The organism is Tunturiibacter gelidiferens, assembly GCF_013410115.1.
Lineage (GTDB): Bacteria > Acidobacteriota > Terriglobia > Terriglobales > Acidobacteriaceae > Edaphobacter > Edaphobacter gelidiferens.
The window spans coordinates 2,219,911-2,240,397 of sequence record NZ_JACCCV010000002.1; the positions used below are offsets into that span (position 1 = coordinate 2,219,911).

Annotated in this window: 20 protein-coding genes and 1 pseudogene; 7 read left to right on the forward strand and 14 right to left on the reverse strand. The window is 54.5% G+C overall.

Annotation, left to right across the window (positions count from 1 at the left end; genetic code table 11):
* Positions 1-2: 2 nt before the first annotated feature.
* Positions 3-1,739 (forward strand): enterotoxin, encoded by a 1,737-nt coding sequence (locus HDF12_RS21280; RefSeq protein WP_218892526.1) that lies wholly within the window; start codon positions 3-5, stop codon positions 1,737-1,739.
* 73 nt (positions 1,740-1,812) lie between these two features.
* Here the strand turns inward: HDF12_RS21280 and agaR are convergent, their stop codons facing one another.
* The 3 genes from agaR to HDF12_RS21295 form a co-directional block, all read right to left on the reverse strand.
* Entirely contained in the window at positions 1,813-2,574 is a 762-nt protein-coding gene (agaR, locus tag HDF12_RS21285; protein ID WP_179586747.1) for a transcriptional repressor AgaR, read from the reverse strand.
* A 150-nt stretch (positions 2,575-2,724) separates the two neighbouring features.
* A complete protein-coding gene (locus HDF12_RS21290) occupies positions 2,725-4,011 on the reverse strand; it encodes a D-tagatose-bisphosphate aldolase, class II, non-catalytic subunit (protein WP_179586749.1) in 1,287 nt (428 codons plus the stop codon).
* Between the two features lie 5 nt (positions 4,012-4,016).
* Positions 4,017-4,799 carry a phosphoheptose isomerase family protein gene (locus HDF12_RS21295; RefSeq protein ID WP_246373758.1) on the reverse strand — a complete coding sequence of 261 codons (783 nt, stop codon included), beginning with the start codon at positions 4,797-4,799 and terminating at the stop codon, positions 4,017-4,019.
* 509 nt (positions 4,800-5,308) lie between these two features.
* On the opposite strand from HDF12_RS21295, the gene HDF12_RS21300 reads away from it, so the two are divergent.
* The gene (locus tag HDF12_RS21300; RefSeq protein ID WP_179586752.1) at positions 5,309-6,271 is read left to right on the forward strand and encodes a carbohydrate kinase family protein; all 963 of its coding nucleotides are present in this window, start codon (positions 5,309-5,311) and stop codon (positions 6,269-6,271) included.
* A 182-nt stretch (positions 6,272-6,453) separates the two neighbouring features.
* Here the strand turns inward: HDF12_RS21300 and HDF12_RS21305 are convergent, their stop codons facing one another.
* The 5 genes from HDF12_RS21305 to HDF12_RS21325 all read right to left on the reverse strand — a co-directional run bounded on the left by HDF12_RS21305 (position 6,454) and on the right by HDF12_RS21325 (position 10,417).
* Positions 6,454-6,873, reverse strand: a complete 420-nt coding sequence (locus HDF12_RS21305; protein ID WP_179586754.1) for an alpha/beta fold hydrolase — start codon at positions 6,871-6,873, stop codon at positions 6,454-6,456.
* Between the two features lie 64 nt (positions 6,874-6,937).
* A complete protein-coding gene (locus tag HDF12_RS21310; RefSeq protein WP_179586756.1) occupies positions 6,938-8,080 on the reverse strand; it encodes an NAD(P)H-dependent flavin oxidoreductase in 1,143 nt (380 codons plus the stop codon).
* A 35-nt stretch (positions 8,081-8,115) separates the two neighbouring features.
* Positions 8,116-8,619, reverse strand: a complete 504-nt coding sequence (locus HDF12_RS21315; RefSeq protein ID WP_179586758.1) for a RidA family protein — start codon at positions 8,617-8,619, stop codon at positions 8,116-8,118.
* Positions 8,613-9,341 carry an SDR family NAD(P)-dependent oxidoreductase gene (locus tag HDF12_RS21320; RefSeq protein WP_179586760.1) on the reverse strand — a complete coding sequence of 243 codons (729 nt, stop codon included), beginning with the start codon at positions 9,339-9,341 and terminating at the stop codon, positions 8,613-8,615. The genes HDF12_RS21315 and HDF12_RS21320 overlap by 7 nt, the downstream gene beginning before the upstream one ends.
* Positions 9,342-9,514: 173 nt before the next feature.
* A complete protein-coding gene (locus HDF12_RS21325; protein WP_179586762.1) occupies positions 9,515-10,417 on the reverse strand; it encodes a LysR family transcriptional regulator in 903 nt (300 codons plus the stop codon).
* Between the two features lie 289 nt (positions 10,418-10,706).
* Between HDF12_RS21325 and HDF12_RS21330 the strand changes: the two genes are divergently transcribed.
* Positions 10,707-11,333 (forward strand): CGNR zinc finger domain-containing protein, encoded by a 627-nt coding sequence (locus HDF12_RS21330; protein ID WP_179586765.1) that lies wholly within the window; start codon positions 10,707-10,709, stop codon positions 11,331-11,333.
* Between the two features lie 160 nt (positions 11,334-11,493).
* Here HDF12_RS21330 and HDF12_RS23015 read toward each other — a convergent pair whose 3' ends face one another.
* On the reverse strand, positions 11,494-11,841 hold the full coding sequence (locus HDF12_RS23015; protein WP_353073889.1) for an OmpA family protein: 348 nt from the start codon (positions 11,839-11,841) through the stop codon (positions 11,494-11,496).
* 314 nt (positions 11,842-12,155) lie between these two features.
* Between HDF12_RS23015 and HDF12_RS21340 the strand changes: the two genes are divergently transcribed.
* Complete coding sequence (locus HDF12_RS21340) at positions 12,156-12,734, forward strand: c-type heme family protein (protein ID WP_257025763.1); 579 nt, start codon at positions 12,156-12,158, stop codon at positions 12,732-12,734.
* Here the strand turns inward: HDF12_RS21340 and HDF12_RS22595 are convergent, their stop codons facing one another.
* From HDF12_RS22595 to HDF12_RS22605, 3 genes and pseudogenes are all read right to left on the reverse strand, one after another.
* A complete protein-coding gene (locus HDF12_RS22595) occupies positions 12,735-13,196 on the reverse strand; it encodes a DUF8082 domain-containing protein (protein ID WP_257025764.1) in 462 nt (153 codons plus the stop codon). It lies immediately after the preceding gene.
* Positions 13,193-13,597 (reverse strand): annotated as a pseudogene (locus HDF12_RS22600) (serine/threonine-protein kinase). The gene HDF12_RS22595 and the pseudogene HDF12_RS22600 overlap by 4 nt, the downstream one beginning before the upstream one ends.
* The gene (locus HDF12_RS22605; RefSeq protein WP_257025765.1) at positions 13,581-13,838 is read right to left on the reverse strand and encodes a protein kinase domain-containing protein; all 258 of its coding nucleotides are present in this window, start codon (positions 13,836-13,838) and stop codon (positions 13,581-13,583) included. The pseudogene HDF12_RS22600 and the gene HDF12_RS22605 overlap by 17 nt, the downstream one beginning before the upstream one ends.
* 805 nt (positions 13,839-14,643) lie before the next feature.
* On the opposite strand from HDF12_RS22605, the gene HDF12_RS21350 reads away from it, so the two are divergent.
* Positions 14,644-15,528 (forward strand): SphA family protein, encoded by an 885-nt coding sequence (locus HDF12_RS21350; RefSeq protein WP_179586767.1) that lies wholly within the window; start codon positions 14,644-14,646, stop codon positions 15,526-15,528.
* Positions 15,529-15,552: 24 nt separating this feature from the next.
* On the opposite strand, the gene HDF12_RS21355 is transcribed toward HDF12_RS21350, so the two are convergent.
* Together HDF12_RS21355 and HDF12_RS21360 are read right to left on the reverse strand one after the other, a co-directional pair.
* A complete protein-coding gene (locus tag HDF12_RS21355) occupies positions 15,553-15,927 on the reverse strand; it encodes an EamA family transporter (RefSeq protein ID WP_179586769.1) in 375 nt (124 codons plus the stop codon).
* A 1-nt stretch (position 15,928) separates the two neighbouring features.
* Positions 15,929-16,327, reverse strand: coding sequence for an EamA family transporter (locus tag HDF12_RS21360; protein ID WP_179586771.1), 399 nt, complete (start codon positions 16,325-16,327; stop codon positions 15,929-15,931).
* A 288-nt stretch (positions 16,328-16,615) separates the two neighbouring features.
* Here HDF12_RS21360 and asnB point away from each other — a divergent pair, with 288 nt between their 5' ends.
* The gene (gene asnB, locus HDF12_RS21365; RefSeq protein ID WP_246373750.1) at positions 16,616-18,574 is read left to right on the forward strand and encodes an asparagine synthase (glutamine-hydrolyzing); all 1,959 of its coding nucleotides are present in this window, start codon (positions 16,616-16,618) and stop codon (positions 18,572-18,574) included.
* Positions 18,511-20,367, forward strand: a complete 1,857-nt coding sequence (locus tag HDF12_RS21370; protein WP_257025767.1) for an ArnT family glycosyltransferase — start codon at positions 18,511-18,513, stop codon at positions 20,365-20,367. The genes asnB and HDF12_RS21370 overlap by 64 nt, the downstream gene beginning before the upstream one ends.
* The last annotated feature ends 120 nt before the right edge of the window (positions 20,368-20,487 follow it).

The window sequence follows — 20,487 nt, forward strand, 5'->3', positions numbered from 1 at the left end:
AGGTGACCCGAGCATCGGACACGATACTGGCAACGGACCCGCATCAGTCCCTGCGAATGTCGCATGATGCTGGAGAGGCTTCAACAAACGCTTGCTGGAACTTCGCTACGCCACGGTTGCCCGCTCATCTTCAATGGTGCGTTATCGTGCGTCCGGGACAAGTTTATGCCCGACAGTTGCTCAGCATCACCGCCACCACTCAGGACCTGCCCATCACGGAGGTTCGGTTGCTTCACTTTGCCGACCCGACCGCGCACGTGGAAGGCACGGTCAAAGGCTCCCCGGTGGTTAGCAAAAACATGTTCTTCGGATTTGAAAATCCACTCTCCGTCAGCACAGTGCAAGACCGAGAGGTTACGGCTTCTCTCTTTCGCGATCTACCTCTTCGCGCTGGCCAAAGCATCACATATTCCTCCGTGATTGGGACCTCGAGATCCGGCCAGCTCCGTCGTGCCTTTCTCAGCTATATAGAGAGTGAGCGTCCGCGGCCTTATCAACCATTTTTGCATTACAACTCCTGGTTTGATCTTGGCTATCAAAACCGATTCGACGAAAAAGGAGTTCTTGATCGGATCAACGCCTTCGGCCAGCAGATGACAGTGGCGCGGCACGTTCAGCTTGATTCTTTCCTCTTCGATGATGGATGGGACGATCCGACTACACTGTGGGGCTTTAACTCAGGATTCCCGAACGGGTTCACGAAGGCGGGTGCAGCGGCAGCTCAATACAAGACCGGCATCGGTGTCTGGCTCTCGCCATGGGGTGGTTATTCCGATCAGAAAAAACAGCGCATCGCGTACGGTCGCGAACATGGATACGAGATTCTTCACGATGGCTATGCGCTCTCCGGGCCAAAGTACTTTGAGAGGTTTGAGGACACCTGTCTCACTATGATCGATCAGTACAACGTCAATCAGTTTAAGTTTGACGGGACTGGCAATGCGGACAGTGTTTTTCCGGGAAGCGCCTTTGACAGTGACTTCGATGCCGCCATCCATCTCATCGAACGGCTCCGTAAAGAGAAGCCAGCCATCTTTATCAATCTCACGACGGGGACGACGGCCTCTCCGTTCTGGCTTTTTTACGCCGATTCTATCTGGCGCGGCGGAGAAGATCACGACTTCTCAGGGATAGGTACACCTCGCCAGCGTTGGATCACGTATCGCGATGCACAGACCTACAAAAACATTGTTCGCCAAGGCCCGCTCTTTCCGCTCAACTCGCTGATGCTCCACGGCATTGTCTACGCCAAACAGGCAAAGGATCTAACCACCGATCCAGGCAACGACTTCGCTGACGAGGTTCACTCTTACTTCGGCACGGGCACGCAGCTACAGGAGATGTACATCACGCCTTCGCTTTTATCGCCAACAAATTGGGACACGCTTGCCGAGGCGGCTCGATGGAGCCGTTCCCATGCCGACACTCTCAAAGACGTTCACTGGATTGGCGGTGATCCGGACCAGCTGCAGATCTACGGATGGGCGGCATGGAGTCCGCGAGAGGGTTTGATTACGCTGAGAAATCCGTCGAATCGCCCGCAGGAATTCAACGTAGATGTATCCAAATTTTTTGAACTCCAGCCGTCAGATCCAGCGAACTACAAAGTGCACAGTGTGTGGAAGGACGAAAAAGACCCGGACCAGAAATTCCCCGCGGAGATGCGCAGAGATCAGAGACTCTCGATTCATCTCGCCCCGTTCGAGGTCATTACTCTTGAGGCCGTGCCCGCCGATTAGGCAAATCAAAAGTAAAATCAGCCTGAATGCGAAGCCTGCCACATAAGCGGCTGTCCCGGTTCCCAGATTCGGCCTAAACGAGTGTGAGTTTGATGTTGAGATTGCGGAGGGCGTCCGCCGTCTCATTCGGAAGATTGTGGTCGGTAATGACGTGATGAATCGAAGTTGCGTCTACGATCTTCGATAGGCTCCGGCGATTGAATTTAGTGGAATCGCAAACCGCAACGATCGTCTTGGCGGCTTTGACCATCGCACGATTAACCCGCGACTCCATTACATTCGGCGTCGTAAGCCCCACCTCAAGGTCAAATCCGTCGACCCCTAGAAATAGGATGTCGGCATGCATGTCATGAAGCATCTCCTCTGCGAGCGGGCCGACCAGGGAGAAAGAGTTCTTGCGTAGCGAGCCACCGGTGAGGAGCACCTCGAAATCAGTCCCGCTCAACTCAGCGGCGATATTTACCGCATTGGTAATGATGGTCAGATGGGAAAACTTCTTCAGCGTCCTGGCGATCGCCGTAGTAGTCGTCCCTGAGTCGAGCAGAACGCACTGGCCCTCCTGGATAAGGTTCACGGCAGCGACCGCTATCCGCTGCTTTTCCTGCAGGTGACGCCCTTCCTTCTCCTTGAGCGACGGGTCGAAAAGCGTCCCCGACTGTGGAAGCAAGGCACCACCGTGAGTTCTCTGCAACACGCCTCTGCGTTGAAGATAGTCGAGATCCTTACGGATTGTTATCCGGGATATTCCCAGGGATTCCGACAGATCCTCGACGAGAACCCGGCCATGTTGCTGTGCCAGCGAAAGGATATGCTGGCGACGTTCTTCGATGAGCATTTGCGTGCCACTCTCGGACTCCGCAGGAGGCACTTTTGACGAGGCTTTCGGAGCGACTTTTCGCTGCATAAAGTTCAGTTTACCAATGTGACAACTTCCGAACAGTACCACGGAGCTTTCGCATAGGCAATTCCGAATTAAAAGGAAAGACTAAAGAGGTGCGACTTGGTTGCAGCCAGCAGCATAGACACGCAGCACGTCCCGAATGCGGTCTACGATCAAGGACACTGGGTCACCTTCTATTTCTTTATTTCGCAGCCGCGCGTATTGCAACGGCAGATAGCGGCTGTACATGCTCTCGGGTATGGTCACCGCAGAGAGATTCGCAATCAACCTATCAACTGCTTCATCGATCTCGGGTAGATGCCAGTAGTAACGAATACGGTCGCTATAGCTGTAGAGCCGCAATAGTTTCTGCTCTGCGGGAGTGCCCTGGTAGTAGGGTTTCCAGTTCGCTGGCTCTCGCAGCATGATCTTCTCGATCGTGCAAGTGAGAAAGGACTGCTGATTCTCCGCAATCAACTGCGACTCTATATCTTCGAGCGCACAAAGCGCCTCTCGCATGGCGAATGTGAGTGCAGGCCCTACTTTCAAGATTGCAAAACCATCTTCGACCAGCTCCGCATACGCATTCGGTAGCTGGTAGTCAGTCGAGTGCGCCTCAAATACAAATTCTTCGCGTTGCACTCGAAGCCAATCCACGAGCGGTTTCGCCTTTACGCGATCGTACGCAACAACCGAATCATGGTCGAATTCAACGCCCGGTTGCACGACAAGAGCTATTACCCGCGGCCAAACCTCAGCCAGTCCCTGCTCTTCGAAGACTCGCTTATGAACTGCGAGCGTATATTCCGCAGCTTCGATCGAGGTCACATCGAGTTCCTGGACAGAGTGCATCGCACCGCCAGGCACGGGAACCTCAGTTCCGATGACATATACCGGGCCGCCGCCCGGAGTACCTGCATTTTCTGCGGCTCTGCATAGTTGCGCCGCACGCTGCGCTACAACTTCATCAGAGAGCTGCGGTGGATCACCGGCGCAGGACATGCTCGCGTCCAGATGGATCTTTGTAAATCCAGCCTGAACGTACTCCGCGATCATGTCCTGAGCATGCTTCATCGCCTCATCCGCAGGCATGGTGCGCCACGGATTGGGACCGAGATGGTCGCCGCCAAGTATTAGCGATCTTGTTTCGAGTCCCGCCGCGGCTGCATATCCCAGCACGAAGTCTCGAAATCCTGCCGGCCGCATGCCAGTGTAGCCACCAAACTGGTTCACCTGATTGCTTGTAGCCTCGACCAGTAATAGCGAATGTGCCTCCGCGGCCTGCTCAGCCGCCGCACGAATTACCCATGGATGTGCGGAACAGACAGAGTAGATTCCAGTCGAAACTCCCGACCTGCGCCTTGAGGGAAAATCCTGAAGCGGCGATCGCATCGCTGTCAATAGATCCTGAACTTCTGAACAACTCGATTAATGACCCCACTCGGACTGGGCGAATCAGGCTTTAGCTCGCGGGCTACCGAGCAATATAGACCGAGCAGTTGTCCGAAGATCACATCTAATACCGGCCGATACGCATCCGCAATATCCTCCTCAATGGCGAGATACGACTCGCAGTGAGGTTCAATCTCCGACTTCTCCGACGTCGGCCCAATCGCGATCCGCTCCGCTACGATTCCCTTTTCCCCGATCTCACGCAACAGATCACTTGCATACTTTGCCCTGCGCTTCTCGCCCGAAACAAAGCACAGAAATAAAGTCTGCTTATCGAGCGCCGCCATTGGCCCGTGCCGAAGTCCAAGCACTGTCTCCGACATAGTTTTGACTTGTCCCGCCGTCATCTCCAGAACTTTCAGCGCAGACTCTTCCGCGACACTCGCCAACGAGCCGGTCCCGACCATGCACACCCGCGAGAATCCCAGCGATGCGGCACGTTCGGCCTCCTTCTCTGCGTTCTGTAAAAATCGTCGGCCCCCCCGAACCAGCCGCTCGACGATCGTCGAATATTCCTCAATCGACCAGGCGTGCGCCAGACACTGCCCCATTACGATCATGTTCGTAAAAGAACTCGTCATCGCCAGGCTACGGTCATTCACGGCATCATCCAACACCACTACGCAAGACAGGGCTGCTTTTTTGCAGATCGCAATCATCCGAGCCTGCGCGTTGCAAGTCACCACCAGCTGAGAGATCATGGGATATTGCTGGATGGCTTGTTCCATTACTGCAACCCCTTCAGGCGAATCTCCCGACCTCGAGAACGAAATCCAGAGATATCTTCGTCCCGGAACTACATACTCCTCGAGATTGGGCAACAGGTCCGTGCTTGCACATACTGACACTTCGCAGCCCCACTTTTGCCTCAGCAAAAGCTCCAGTGCGTGGCCAATATAATCCGAAGTGCCGGCTCCAACGAGCATAACCACTGGTCGGTCTTCCAGCTTGTCCCGAACACCTGCCTCTTCCAGGAAGCTGCAGACCCGTTCCTGATGTTGCCGAAATATCTGAACCGTCGTCTCCCAAGTGGCTGGCTGTTGCGCTATTTCACGCGGCGTAAACAAAAGACCGCGGGCCTTTTGTTCTTCGACAGGCAAATCAACAAAACTTGAAAGGGATATCACAGGATTCCTTTATAGTGGAAAATAATGCATACTGAATCAAAATCGAAGCTAAACAAAAGTAATAATAATAACTATACTCAGCATAACGCAACAAAACAATACGAGGTTTTATGCTCACCAGGCCACGAGGCGAACATCAAAGACGTTTCGACATCACGATTGCAGGCGAAACCAACCTCGACCTCATCTTGTATGGCCTGCCGGAGCAGATGTCCACGGAAAGAGAGCTTCTCGGCTCCGGATTCAAGGTGACTCTTGGGGGATCCTCCTCGATTCTTGCTCATAACCTTGCTGCGCTTGGCGGCCGGGTAGGATTCATCTCCCAGGTCGGTCGCGATGAAATGGGAGACATAGCTTTAGCCCGTCTAGGCGAAAGTGGCGTGGATCTATCCCATATCACCTCCAGAGAGGACGTGGGAACCGGCGTAACCGTGCTTCTGCCTCATGGGCAGCGACGTCACATTCTGACCTATCTCGGAGCTATGGCCGAGATGACCATCGCGGATCTGGATTTGGCCTACCTTACCTCCTCGCGTCACTTTCATCTCTCCTCACTTTTCCTACAGACAGGTCTTCAACCCGACTTGCCCGAGCTCTTTGACCAATTGAAAAAGGCTGGGCTGACACTTTCCCTGGATACTAATGACGACCCTAACGATACTTGGGGTGGCGTTCTCGATCAGCTCCTCGACCGAATCGATGTTCTTCTGCCAAATGAAGATGAAATATTGCGGATCGCCAGAAAACCCACCCTTGAAGAGTCGCTCGACTCTCTGGCCCCCCGCGTTCCTTTGATCGTTGTAAAGTGTGGCGCTCGCGGTGCTGTCGTGCAACAGGGGAAGAAGCGGGACTGGGTGCCTTCGCTCCGAGTGGAACCGGTCGACACGATCGGCGCTGGGGACAGCTTCAACGCAGGCTTCCTGAACTTCTACCTCAAAGACGAGAACCCGTTGCGTGCCGCAGCCATGGGCAACGTAACGGGTGCATTGTCTACACTACGGCCCGGAGGCACGGAAGCCTACCGTGACTCTGCCTTTCGCGATGGCTTCCTCAATCAATATACGGTTGCATAAATCAGCGCTTTCCCGAGTTTAAGTCTTCGTCCTCCGTCGCCTCGCTCCGACGCTTGGAGTGATCGAGTCGGAAGATTCGCCTTTTGGTGACGACTGAATTTCGAGAAGTTTCACTTGGTCCTCCGGGTGCGGGGGACTCCCTACGGAGACCGAGCTACTTCGAGACCGCACGCGCTGCACTCTCAATTACATCTGCCACTTCCTTGGGATGCGAGACGTAGACTGATCGGTTTGGTTCTCCAGGCAGCCGTGGTGATCGTCGCTGAGAAGTTGTACGCAAAGTTGAGCACCTGCGCGCGCGCCATGAATGCGGCTTTGTCGCCGGGAAGGTCGGCTGCGAACAATTCTCGAAACTGTGCCGGGTCAATATATGTGAAACCGTCGGGCATTTCTTTATGGCGCCCGATTTGGCGAGGTCGCTCGGAAAGCGCTTTTCGTCGTCCGACTCTTTCTCGCCTGAATCCGGCATGTGGGCCGCGATACACCAAACCAACAACCGATTGGTCGTTTCCCGCTTCCGTAATTACCGCTCCTCCATAGCTGTGCGCGACAAGGATGCTCGGTCCGTGTTGCAGTGCAAGGATAAGCTTCACGGCGATCACATCATCCTGAAAGGACGTCTACGGCTCTTGGACGATGATGGTATCCGGTCAGTGGAGGACCCAGTCACTCTTGCGCTTCTTCAAGCTGACGATGTGCGCTCCAACTTTGGACGGCACCGCCAATCTCAGAAATCTCCTTTACCAGCGTGTCTAGTAGTGCGCGCACATGCGTACACCGCGCTAGGTTCGCACTCTGTCCGGACCAGAGAGGAAGCAATTCGGGTCTCCCTGCCTTCTCGGCCGGAATCGATAAGTGCCGCACGAGCGCACGTTGAAGGGGGTAAGGCAGGATCTCTATATTATTTTGGTTGAGTTCGTCGAGCAGGCGGTTCTTGATGCCGCGAGCAAGTCTTCCGGTGAACCCTCGAGTAAGAGCAGTCTGCCTAGCTTGACCGCTGAGGAGCGCTTTACGGTGAAGCGTGTTCGCTCCCGACTCCTCGCACGCGAGAAAGGCCGTCCCCATCTGCACACCTTCGGCTCCGAGAGCGAAGGCTGCCACAATCCCGCGCGCATCTCCAATTCCGCCTGCGGCGACGACGGGAAGTCGTACGGCATCGACGACCTGCGGCACAAGTGCCATCGTCCCCGTCAGGGAATCTTCGGACGGTTGCAGAAAAGAGCCGCGATGGCCGCCTGCCTCAAAGCCGGAGGCCGCAATCACGTCCACTCCCGCTTGTTCCAAGGCAATCGCTTCGTCTACGGTGGTCGCCGTTCCAATCAGCACGATTCCCTGATGGCGGAACTCATCCAAAATCTGTTTGGAGGGAATGCCATAAATAAAACTGAACACGGAGATCCCTTCGTCCAGGAGAACCTGCACCTGATCTTCGAAACGAATCGGTTCGTACGGGCGATAGGAGGGCGTGGCTCCTCCGACACTTTCAATATGTTTTGCCAGAGGAGAGAGGCTGCGATGAAATGCCTCTTCCGTCGAGGCGACGGCCCCTTCGTCTTCCGTGGAGACCCACAGGTTCATCGCAAATGGTTTTGTTGTGAGGGCCTTGATCTCGCGAATGACATTGCGAATAGCCTCCGGTTTGAGTCCATGAGCACCGAACGACCCGAGTCCCCCATAGTTCGAAACAGATGCTGTAAGCCGCTGAGAGGACAACCCTCCGAGCGGGCCTTGAATAATTGGATATTGAAGTCCCAAGCGTGAAGTCAGTCGATTGCCCGTCCACAATTTTGAGCCCACTCGAGCTGCCATAAGGATCCTCTATATTCCACAAAGAAGGCGGGAGCTTAGCTTCCGCCTTCTTCGTTCTCGACTTCGAACGTTACCTCAAGCATGACCGGCGCACCGAGAGGCAAGGCGGTTACTCCTAATACGGACCGCACGGACATCTTGTCCTCTCCAAATACATCGCGGAGAAGCTCTGATGCTGCATCGGCGACGATAGGCTGGTTGTAGAAGTCTCCGTGTGTTGCCAGGTAGACCTTCACGCTGACAACCCTCGTCACGCGGTCCAGCGACCCTACGTGCGCCTTCGCAGCGGAAAGAGCATTCAGAGTCGCGGTTCGCAAAGCATCCCGCCCGGCAGATTCGTCGAGCTCTTTGCCTAGCCGCCCAACGAATTGAAGCTTGCCATCCTTGACCGGCAGCATTCCGCTGAGGAAGAGAAGGCTGCCTGCCTGGACGGCCTCAACGTAGGCGCCAAGGGGGTGGGGCGCATTGGGGAGCACGATCCAAAGGTCCTGCAGCCGGCGCTCCGCGCTAGCCGGCTGCGTGCCCTTTGGGCTTACCATTTGCCGTTGTGCTGACCGCCGTCTACGTGCAGCACCTCCCCAGTGATCTGACGCGATTCGGTGAGATAGACCACTGCGCTTGCAATTTCCTCCGAAGTGGAGATCGTGCCCATCGGCGACAAGGTTTTGAGGAAGTCCTTTGGGTTGTCTTTGTGAAGGGGGGTATCAACGATCCCGGGTGCAACCGCATTGAAGCGAATGTGTTCCTTCGCATACTCTGACGCCAGGCTGACCGTGATGGACTCGAGACCGCCCTTCGTGATCATTTGCACGGATGCCGATACGCCAGCGATGGGATTTTTAACCAGCGATGTCGTGATGGCCACGACGCTTCCGCCCGACTTCTGAGCGAGCATCTGCTTGACCGCGAGCTGGGTGATGTAGATGTAGCCTTCGAGATTCGTCGAGACCAGCGAACGGAAATCGTCGGCGCTGTAATCAACAAAGGGCTTCGCCACGAAAATGCCAGCGTTGTTGACAACCGCATCAATCGAGCCAAACTTCTGAACAGCTGCATCGACCACCTTCTTTGCCGTGGCAGCCTGACCGATATCTCCGTCCACCAACACAAGCTTGTCGGAAGCCTTTAACTCAGCCGACTTTGACGCGCTGCGAGAGGTGCCCACTACGTTATAGCCGCGTTCCAGGAACGCTTTTACGACTGCAGCGCCGATTCCCTGGGAGGCGCCCGTCACGATTACCGTCTTTTGAGTGTTTGCCATTTATTGCTCCTATCGAAACCAATACTGCCAGTACCGCAGATGGCAACATGAGGACGATCCTCGACGTTGACGATGCCGCGCGTTGATGCGGCCACCTGCTGCGTTCAAGCTCCAATATAGATGTGAGAGGAGGGGGCTACGAGGCCCGATTTGTTCTGATACCCGCTATCGCTTTAGTCGATAGCTTCCACTTGTCGATCGAGGGTCCCAATGTTCGAGATCTGACGACTCATTCCTAAGAAAGCGTTGAGTGCGCTCGTCGAATAGCGATCATGTCGTCTAACAAATACAGTCTCTACCTGTGCCTGATCCACTGGGAGTTCGTGCACAGTGACGGACTGATCTGTCCAGAGTCTCTCCACCAGCGTCTTCGGTAGCAACGTTATGCCAACGCCTGCGGTGATGCAGGTAATGATCGCATCGAGAGATGCAAATTCCATCACCGTGTAACGAATACCTAGCCCATCGAGGATAGAGCCGAGCCTTTGACGGTAAGAACAACCCTGTCGAAACACGATTGCTTTGAGGTTTTCAACTTTGGCGAGGTCACCGAAGTTCCGTACGGATAAAGGGCTTACGAGGACAAGGTCTTCTAGGAATAGTAATTCCTCGCTCAGTTCTTGATGGTGAACAGGTCCAGCCACAAAGGCACCATCCAATTCGTGTTCCACCACCTGATTAATCAGAGATGTCGTAGTCCCCGTCATGACGGCCAACTCAACCCTCGGATATTCCTGTGCATATTGGGCTACGAGTGTGGGAAGCCGCAATCCAGCTGTGGTCTCCAGCATTCCGATACGCAGTTTGCCCTTTGGAGTTCCATCCTCTTTGACCGCCGTGATGGCTTGCTGGAACAGTGCACGTATCTGCTCCACATAGGAAAGAAGGCGTAGACCCGCTTCACTCGGCTCCACACCACGGCTATGCCTGACGAATAGCTGAACACCGAGCTCTTCCTCCAGGAGGCGAATGCGGGAGGTGACATTTGATTGCACCATGTTCAGTTCAGCTGCCGCCCGGTTCATGCTGCCGATTCTTGCCACGGCGTCCACAATCCTCAAGTCATCTGCGTCCATGGGCGTCCTGCCTCCCCATGCCAGTATAGAGACGAATCTCATTCCAATCAGTCGAATCAATCGGAGAATGTCGAGCACCGCGTCGGAGGAAAGCAGGCCTGAAGTATTCTGCTCGCCTTGCGTGTTCGATGCCAGCTTCGCGGGAGATTTTATTGCTGACTCCATTGGCCCTCCTTTCTCAATGCCCGTCTGCAGGCACCATGTCCCGCTCGCGCAGAGAGCTTAATTGTAGTCTGAGAGTGATTTATAACACTTGCAAACGTTCCTTTTGCCGGTTACAGTCGCTGATATGAATGCACACACCGTGAGCCCCGAAGAATCAGGGAGACCTCACGCGCTGTTTCTAGCGGGGCACCCTGCTTTGGACTTCCTCAATACTCGAATGAGAGTGAATGCAGCGTTTCTGGACCTCTTGCAGAGCGACGAGGATGTGCTCATCTGGCTAAGGCAAGCCGGATATCCGACTCCACGAACTCCACGAATTGACGGCAGGACCGGATCGGTCGCGCTGCTACGCTCCGCACGAAGGCTGCGAGAGAGCGTCCGGTCCCTTGTCGAATCGCGAAAGATGGGACAGCGGGGAGATCCCTTTATCCTTAACAGTATCTTAGCGGCTAGCCGGAGCTACCCACAGTTGGTTTGGAGAGGACCCAACGCAGTGGAGATTGAGACGGTTAGACGGCAAGAGACGGCCGGATCAATTTTAGCGCCTGTAGCGGAAGCTGCTGCCGAACTCCTCACGACAGCCGATTTTGATCTCATAAAACGCTGCGAGGATGACACCTGCTCGCTTTGGTTCTCCGACCAGACTAAGTCACACAATCGGCGCTGGTGCAGCATGGAAATATGTGGAAACCGCAACAAAGTGGCAGCTTATCGCGTGCGGGATCGGAACCGAAGACCTCCGACCAGTTGACCTGGAACGATTGAGCCCCTCTCAGCCGAACCCTGTGAAGGCTCATGCTCGAACTGTTTCCGTCATTGCTTTCCGCGGAAGCCGGGAATGGCCGTGCTTCCCGTTAGGGATGCATTTGGAAAGCAGAGCACGGCGATTTTGCTGCCAGCAGCTCTCGGTCTCAGCGGTGCATATTTGCTTCCTTTCGGTAACTGATGACCTGAATTCGATCTGCATCAACCCCTGCTGCAATCAGCGCGTTGCGCGCGGCGTTTGCGCGTTCTTCCCCAAGCGCCAGGTTGTATTCGGCTGAGCCGCGCCCATCCGCGTAATCGCCAACCTGCACCCGAATAGATGGATTTTCTTTCAGATACTGAGCAGCATGTTCGATTGCAGCTTGGGCGTCGGCTCTGATCTCTGCGCTGTCGTAATCGAAGAGAGCATCTTGAACATTTTCATGAAAGACGGCTTCTCTCTTAGCCCGGAGAGAGGGTTGATCTCCATGATCAGAGTTGTGAGCGGGCGAGATTCCGTGCGAGCGAACACGGAATTCGGCGTCACATTCAGCCGAGGGTCAACGAGCTTGTGGCGATCTGCGAGGGTGCCCCGGCAGACGACGACTGCACCCTCCTGGTCATCGACAGAACCGCCTGACGCTGTAAGAGCAATGCGTTGTTGGAGAAACCATGAAACTTCTACTCAAATTCAACCTGATTGTCGTCGCCGTTGTCGCCATCGGTCTCGCCATTGTCTCCTGGGTAGCTCACTCCTTCCCCGCAGGCCATTCCGTTTTACGGTGCGACGGTCACCTTCGCTCGCCTGCGCCAAAAATTTCCCGAATACATGTACAAGGAGGCCACGCTCAACCCTACCAACCTCCAGGACCGTGCCGTCGATTGGGAGATCGATGTCATTGATGCCTTTCGCAACAAGGCGGACTTGAAGGAGTTCGTCGGCGAGCGGGAAACCGCTACTGGCCCTTCGCTCTATCTCGCTCACCCCATCAAGACGGAGTCAGGCTGTCTGGAGTGCCATACACTGCCCTCCGTCGCTCCAAAAACCATGGTCGAAAAATATGGATCGACGAACGGTTTCGGGTGGAAACTCAACGAAATCGTTGGTGCCCAAATCGTCTCCGTGCCGATGGCTGTCCCTATCCAGATTGCGTCAAGGGCGTTCAAAACTCTCCTCTGGTCTCTGGTCACGACATTTGCTGCCATACTGCTCGCTATCGATCTCGTGCTTTACTACCTCATCATCCTGCCGCTGCGCAAGCTTTCCGCGGTCGCCGACCGTGTCAGTCTCGGCCAGCTCGACCAGCCCGAACTACCCGTTCGCGGCAAGGATGAAATGGCCCAGCTCACCGCATCCTTCAATCGCCTGGTAGTCACCGTAGTAAAGGCCTTGCGAATGCTCGGCTAGCTACAATAGGCCGCTCTTGCGAAACCGTCCGCCCACCGAGGAGAGAAATCTCCGTCTCGCATCCGCCTCCTCAATCTCCTGCGCTACCTGCTCCACAAGCGCCTGCAGATCATTCGCACTACTGGAAGCACGCTTTACCAGCACGCTCGCGATCGGCCCGACATAGTGGGCCAGCTTCAGCGTAATCTCGCTCAACTGATCCGGTTCGTACTTCGAACTCTCTGCAATCACTCCCTCTGCCGCACCTGTCAACGTAGGCGTCGAACCAGCAAAAACCCTGACTTGTGAAGCCTGGCCCAGTTGCGAGGCATCGAGCGCCGCAAGAAACTCCCTCGCGGTTTGCCACCGCTCTCGCTTCTCTTTAGCCAGCGCCTTCATCACTACGGCCGAAAACTCGGCGGGGATCAGCGGGTTAATCCGGCTCGGCGATACCGGACTGTGCTGCAGAAGCCCACTAATCACCTGCGCGTAGCTGGTGCCCTCAATCGGCAGTTTGCCGTAACCATCTCGTACAGCGTCACACCCACCGCATACAGATCCGACCGCGCATCGTGCCCTTCGCCCGATAGTTGCTCCGGCGCTATGTAGTGCATCGACCCGACCAGCGCCCCGGTCATCGTCAACCGCGCTTCGGGGGCTGCTAGCGCCAGCCCGAAATCAAGCACCTTAACCTATCCCCCGGGCGTCACCATGATATTCGACGGTTTGATGTCCCGATGAATCACTCCGCGCGAGTGCGCATACTCCAACGCAGTGAGCAGCTGACGTATATAGGCCACCGCCTGGTCCAGCGTGATACCCGCTGCCAGCGCGCGCCGCAGATCCATCCCTTCCACTCCATAATCATCACAAGCTGTCTTCATGATGAAATGCAGTATGCAGCACGGCAATGTTTGGATGATTCAGTGTGGCCAGCACCCGAATCTCTCTCGTAAACCGATCCAGCATCTCCTGGCTCGCGGAAGACGCTGCGAGCAGTACTTTCATCACCTCCGTGCGGTCTGAGATCAGATGCCGCACGCGAAACACCTTACCCATTCCGCCGTCGCCGAGCACATCGACTATCTCGTATGACCCAACACGAATTCCTGGAAGCCAAGCCATCGACTCGAGTCGACATGCTTCCTCATCCACCGGCGTTGAGGCCTCACGCCTGCCGTCAGAGCGGCTAGCTCCTGACAAGGAGAATCTTCAATTGTTGCTGTTCATGACCTTGCCTATGCGGACGGATTGAGTCACAAAGCATCGCAGTTTCTGTATGCCTCTACAGTAGTGATCACGTATGTATGAAAGATCGCGATAGGCGGAACGCAGTCCATCACACACTCTCTCGGCCTTCTAGAATCACGTCATCGATACGAATAGTGATGCTGTCCTCAGAGAATACAAGGCGAAGAGATTGCTTCCTGGTAGGTGAATAAGTGACATCTACAATCCGACATTCACCCCAGTTTTGACTTCAATGAATACCAGTCAGAGGCTAGAAGTTTTGCTAGTAGCTCCGAAGCTTCGCTGAAGATAGCCTCCCTGTCAGATCCTGTTTAATCGGAGGAATCGGTGGCGAAGTTTGACAAAGCCTTGGCAGCTCAAAGCAAGATCGTCTATCTTCCAGTAGCGGATTGCGTCTTTGACACTGCTGTCCTGGCCCGTTTTGTCCTGCTCCTGACACTAATCTTGTGTTGCAGCGCATCGGCACAGAACGATCGTAGTGCGGAATACACTCGTAGCTCGCAACCTACTTTATTAAGCTACCCGGAGCTTGTGGCCCTGAGTGAGCAGGAAACGTCGCAAAAGTAAAGGAAAAGACATGGACAAAATATTGAACCGTCGTTCATCTTCACCTTGGGCTCTTACGATTTTTGCGTTCATAAGCGTAGCGACATTGCATGCTCAACAGAAGGGCCAGTATGTGCCCGGACAATTCGGGCTGAATGCTGGCGTAGTTCCTTCCCCCGGACTGACCTACGCCAATTTAGCGCTCAACTACTCCGCAAGCTCACTGAATGACGCGAATGGAAACCATCGCCCCAATGTGGTCGGTACTTACGGCTTCTGGGCCGACGAAAACATCTTCTACTTTGTCCTAAAGAAGAAGATTTTAGGCGCATCTTTCGCTCCCTACATCTCTGTCAATGTCGCAAACGGCAGTCTGGTTGCCGACATCTCCGGAACTAATCTGGGTGCTTCTGGTGGAGGATCAGGATTTGGAGACTTGTGGGTCCAGCCCGTCAACCTCGGCTGGCATCTCAAGCGGGCCGACATCGTCGCCGGCTACGCGTTCGTCGCCCCGACCGGACGCTTCGTTGCTGGAGCGAGTAACAATGTAGGCTCGGGATATTGGGGCAACGATTTAACCTTTGGCACAACTGTTTACGTTACAAAGAACAAGGGAACCAGCTTAAACTTGTCCACCGATTGGGAGACACATGGACAGAAGACAGGAACTGCGCTGACGCCGGGAAAAACCTTTACTACTGAGTGGGGAGCGGGCCAAGTCCTTCCACTCAAAAAAGACTTTAGCAGACTGCTTCAACTCGGTGTAATCGGATACGACCAGTGGCAGGTCTCTGCTAACAGCGGAACGATAGGCAATCTACCTGCGAGTAGCGTGCCGTTCTACTCCGTTCACGCAGTAGGCCTCCAGAGCAACTTCATACTTCCCCCCAAAAATCTCAACTTCTTCTTCAAGTACCTAAACGAGTACAAAGCGATCTCACGTCCCGAGGGCAGAACAATTGTGTTCGGAGGTTCGTGGACCTTGCGAATTCCTAAGCCGGCCGCGCCTAAGCCGTAACACAAAGCGACAACCTCGAGGCGGTTAGTTCTTTCCCAAAAACACCAGTGTGACGCCGATCGCAACCAGCAAGACTCCGATCCAGCGTTGAAAGTCTACATGTTCGCGCAGAAACACGACCCCTCCAAAAGCACCCGCCACGTAGCTCAACGCCGTTACAGGGACGACGAAACTCACGTCGTAGATTGACAAGGCTACCAGTAGGGCAAAGAACGCTACCGCCATCATTCCACCCCCAAGCCACATCCAAGGGACGCGCAGTGCTCTCAGAATTACCTTTGCGACCTCCGCTGGACGCAAACTTGGGGCCTCTCCAACAACCTTCATCGCGCGGGAGACACATAACTCGCCGCCCGTTCCGGCGACAACGATCAGCGTGAACAGAATGAAATGCGGCAACCTAAACCTGCCTCGTCGTGCGAGGATTGGTGCGGCCGACCACAAAAACGCCCAGGCAAATAACCGCGATGCCGGCCCATCTCAACGGAGAGACTCTTTCACCCAACATCAGATACCCGAGTAGCGCGACCATGCCGTAAGCCAGCGAGGATGCAGGCTGCACGAAGCTATAATCGGCCCACGACAACACCAGCATGTAGGCTACGAAGAATGTAATCAGCGACGTGATTCCCAACCAGATCGACGCGGATGTAAAGATATTCAGCCCAGTGTGGAGCAGTTGCAAGGGAGGCCAGATGACTGGTTCACCGATATGCTTCATTCCCTTGCCTAGCAGAACGTTGCCCAGTGGACCGGCGATCACCATTACTGCGATCAGTAAGTAGGTCTTAAGATGCAAAGGCTTTTGTGGCGTCATTGGTGTGGTTCGCTGCCACCGCTCGGCAGACATCTTTTATTTTATAGGTTATATCTGGTCAGATCGCTGCTCCACCCTTAGAAAGCTCTTGCTTCTCTTCTTTTTTGATCTACGCCACATCTGCTTCGCTGCAGTTGCGTTAATCCACAAAGTGGGACGTGTGTGCTTTTAGTTGAATGGGCTTGGCAGAATGTGATGGTAGCATGATGGTGGTTATGGGTTCTCGGCACAAACTATACGGCCACTGGTCCAAACGTCAATCCGTTCAGCATGTCTGGACTTCAACACCAGCGTGCATGGAAGAGGCATAGACACTTGTGCGGCATTGTTGGATTCACAACGAAAGACTGGCGCCCTGATCAAGAGCGCATACAGAGTGCCACGAGTACCCTCTTTCATCGCGGCCCGGATCAGCAGGGAGTGTTTCGATCGAGAGCCTGCTCCCTCGGTGCAACCCGCCTCAAGATTGTTGACCTGGCTTCCGGCGATCAGCCTATCTTCTCCGAAGACCGCGATTCAGTAATCGTCTTCAATGGTGAAATTTATAATCACCTCGAAGTCCGCCGCGAACTCGAATCCCTCGGCCGCCGCTTCCAAACCCATTGTGATACGGAAACTGTTCTTCAGGCGTTTCTCGAGTGGGATACCAATTGTTTCGAGCGATTGCGTGGCATGTTCGCGGTTGCCATCTGGAGCAACTCCAAGCAGCGTCTAGTTCTCGCGCGCGACCGCCTGGGGATCAAGCCGCTTTATATCGCCGAGCGGGGCGAGGACATCTTCTTTGCTTCCGAGCTCAAGGGAATTCTCGTCCATCCCGAAATCGAGCGCCAGCTAAGCCTTGAGGGACTGGATTGTTATCTGTCCATGAACTATGTCCCGTGTCCATGGACTCTGGTCGATGGGATTGAGAAGCTCCCGCCCGGCCACTGGCTCGAATGGCGGGACGGCCGAACGAACAAACACGCATACTGGCGCATCCCGGAGATCATCCCCAAACCGATCTCGTTCGAAGACGCAAAAACAGAGCTCGATTTCCTCTTGAATCAGTCGGTTCGTGAGCATCTCATGTCCGACGTTCCTCTTGGTGTGTGGCTTAGTGGAGGAGTGGATTCCTCAACCGTCCTTCACTACGCCGCGCAGGCGTCCAGCTCACAACTTCGGACCTTTTCAATTACATTCAACGGCCAAAGCTTCGACGAGTCGCAATATATCCGCCAAGTGGTCGAGCATTACGGAACCGATCACCAGCAGCTGGATCTGTGCCCGGAGGAGGACTTAGAGGGGGCCATCGAAGACATTACTTACTACTCCGATGAACCCAGCGCGGATTCCGGGGCATTGCCAGTCTGGTTTCTTTCGAAACTATGCAAGACACAATGTACGGTGGCCTTCAGCGGAGAAGGAGCCGATGAGATCTTCAGTGGTTACCTTACTTATCGCGCAAACCGTATCGCCCGCCAGCTGAAAAATATCCCTCCCTCGGCAATCGATCTAGCTCTTCGCGCCTTACGTTTTTGGCCTGCCTCGAAGGAAAAAATCAGCATCGAATACAAGTTGAAACGCCTCCTTCAAGGTAGTCTCATGCCGCCAGAGCGAGCCCATGTGTATTGGAACGGGACCTTCTCCGATGCAGAAAAGGCTACCCTCCTGCGCGTTCCGCTACCCGGTGCCCTTCGGGATGTCCTCGCTCGTTTGGGAGCCAGCCTTCCCGGGGACGGGATCTCTCCATTCCTTGAGTTCGACCAGCAGTACTATCTTCCGGACGACATCCTGGTTAAGTCGGATCGCGTGAGCATGGCACATTCCGTTGAGGTTCGGCCTCCATTCCTAGACCACCGCATCGTCGAGTTTGCAGCTACCTTGCCAGTTGACCTCAAGATCCGTGGCACAAACCAGAAGTATCTCCTCAAAGAAGTGATGAGATCGAAGCTGCCCACACCCATCCTTCAGCGTCCGAAGATAGGCTTCGATATTCCGGCACACGAATGGTTTCGAGGACCTCTCCGCGCGATGTTAATGGAGACGCTGGCATCGGCGGAATCGGAGCACTCGGAGCTGTTTAACTTTGAAGCGATCCGTAACTACACCGAGCAACACTTGAACAGAAGGATAAACATCGGCTATCACTTGTGGGGGCTGATCATGTTATTCATGTGGATGAAACGATGGAAAATCCAGTCAAAACCGTCTCTGGCCTCCAAGAGACAGGTGATCGCAGCAGGGCTGTAAATCGGAGCCAGCTTTTCTGGCTCGTCGTACTTTTCGCAGCGGCCGTTTATCTCGGTTGCATTCTCTCTCCTCCATCACTGATGGACGACGTCGATGCAGTGCAGGCGCAGATTGCTCACAATATGATCAGCTCCGGCGACTGGGTCACAGCGCGCCTGGATGGAGTGGCCTATCTCGAAAAACCTCCCCTCATCTACTGGATGATCGCAGTCGCTTATAAAGTATTCGGCGTCCATGACTGGGCCGCACGTATTCCGATTGCACTCTCTGCGATTGCTCTTTGCGTCACAACTGCTGCATTCGGAGTCTGGGCCTTCGGACGCCGCGCAGGGTTCTATGCTGGCCTTTGCATGTCCACCTGCATCGGACTCTTTCTCTTCACACGCATCCTCGTGCCGGATGTAGTGCTCACTCTAACCATCGTCTTGGCCATGTGGGCGTTTCTTCGAGTTCTCGATGAGGAGGAGCCGAATCCACGAGCATGGGCAGCAATCCTTGCCGCAAGCCTGGGCGTCGGTTTGCTTCTGAAAAGCCTTATTGCAATTGTCTTCCCGGCCGCTGCGGCCATCATCTATTTATTGTGCACCCGTCAACTCTTCTCCGCTCGGATGTGGAAACGACTTCGGCCGCTCAGTGGCCTGGCCATCATCCTGTTGATTGCTGCACCATGGCATATCCTTGCTACGCTCCGGAATCCACCCTATTTCAGTTTCACGATGAAGAGTGTTCCGGGAGAGTATCACGGCTTTTTCTGGTTCTTCTTTATCAATGAGCAACTCCTCCGATTCCTCAATCTTCGTTCCCCGCGTGACTACAACACGGTGCCGCGCCTTTATTTCTGGCTGCTCAACCTGGTTTGGCTCTTCCCGTGGAGCGTATACCTGCCCGCAGCGCTAAAGCTCTCATACCGCCCCGTTGATCGAGCGGGAAGAACCAGACTCCTCGCCCTCTGCTGGACGGGCTTCGTCCTCGTGTTTTTCACCTTCTCCACGACGCAGGAGTACTACTCTATGCCGTGCTATCCGGCATTAGCGCTTCTGATCGGTTCTGGCATCGCTTTTAACGGGAGAATTGTCCGGCATGGAACGCGATTCCTGACCGTGATCTGCTCGATCGCGGCGCTGGCTGCGATCGCCATCCTGGTTGCAGTACGCCACGTCCCTACTCCTGGGGATATCTCACAGGCTCTCAGTTCCAACCCGGAGGCGTACACGCTGTCGCTCGGACACATGGAGGATTTGACTCTTAAGTCATTTGCCTACCTGAGGATACCGCTTGCCTTGGCTGCGGCTTCATTTCTAATTGGAGCCATCGGCACACTCCAAACCGCAGGCAAAAAAGTATACGTGACCGTGGCCATAATGATGGTGGTCTTCTTTCACGCTGCCCGCCTGGCGATGATCGATTTCGACCCCTATCTCTCTTCCCGCCCTCTGGTCAATAAGCTACTGCAGTCCCCCGAGGGAAATTTAATCGTCGACCATCACTACTATTGGTTCTCGTCCGTGTTCTTTTATACGGATAGGACTGCCTTGCTCCTCAATGGCAGATTCAATAATCTCGTCTACGGTTCCTACGCTCCAAATGCCCCTAGCGTTTTTCTGGACGACAACCAATTCCGGGACCTCTGGCAAAGACCCGAAAGGTACTACATCTTCGCCAAAGACACAGGCGTCGATCATCTAGAGTCGTTAGTAGGCAAAGATCAACTGAATTTACTTGAAGAGAGCGGGGGTAAGGTTTTGATCACCAATCATCCCGTTTCGTCTTCAGTGCTTCCTAACGCCCCATAGGCACACTTCGACTTGTGTTTTCATTGCTCAATGGTCGCTGTGATCGGAAATATACAAAGTTTCTGAAACCAAAGCTTTCAATCTTACGTCGGTATACTGGTAGAAGCCCATAAATTAGGA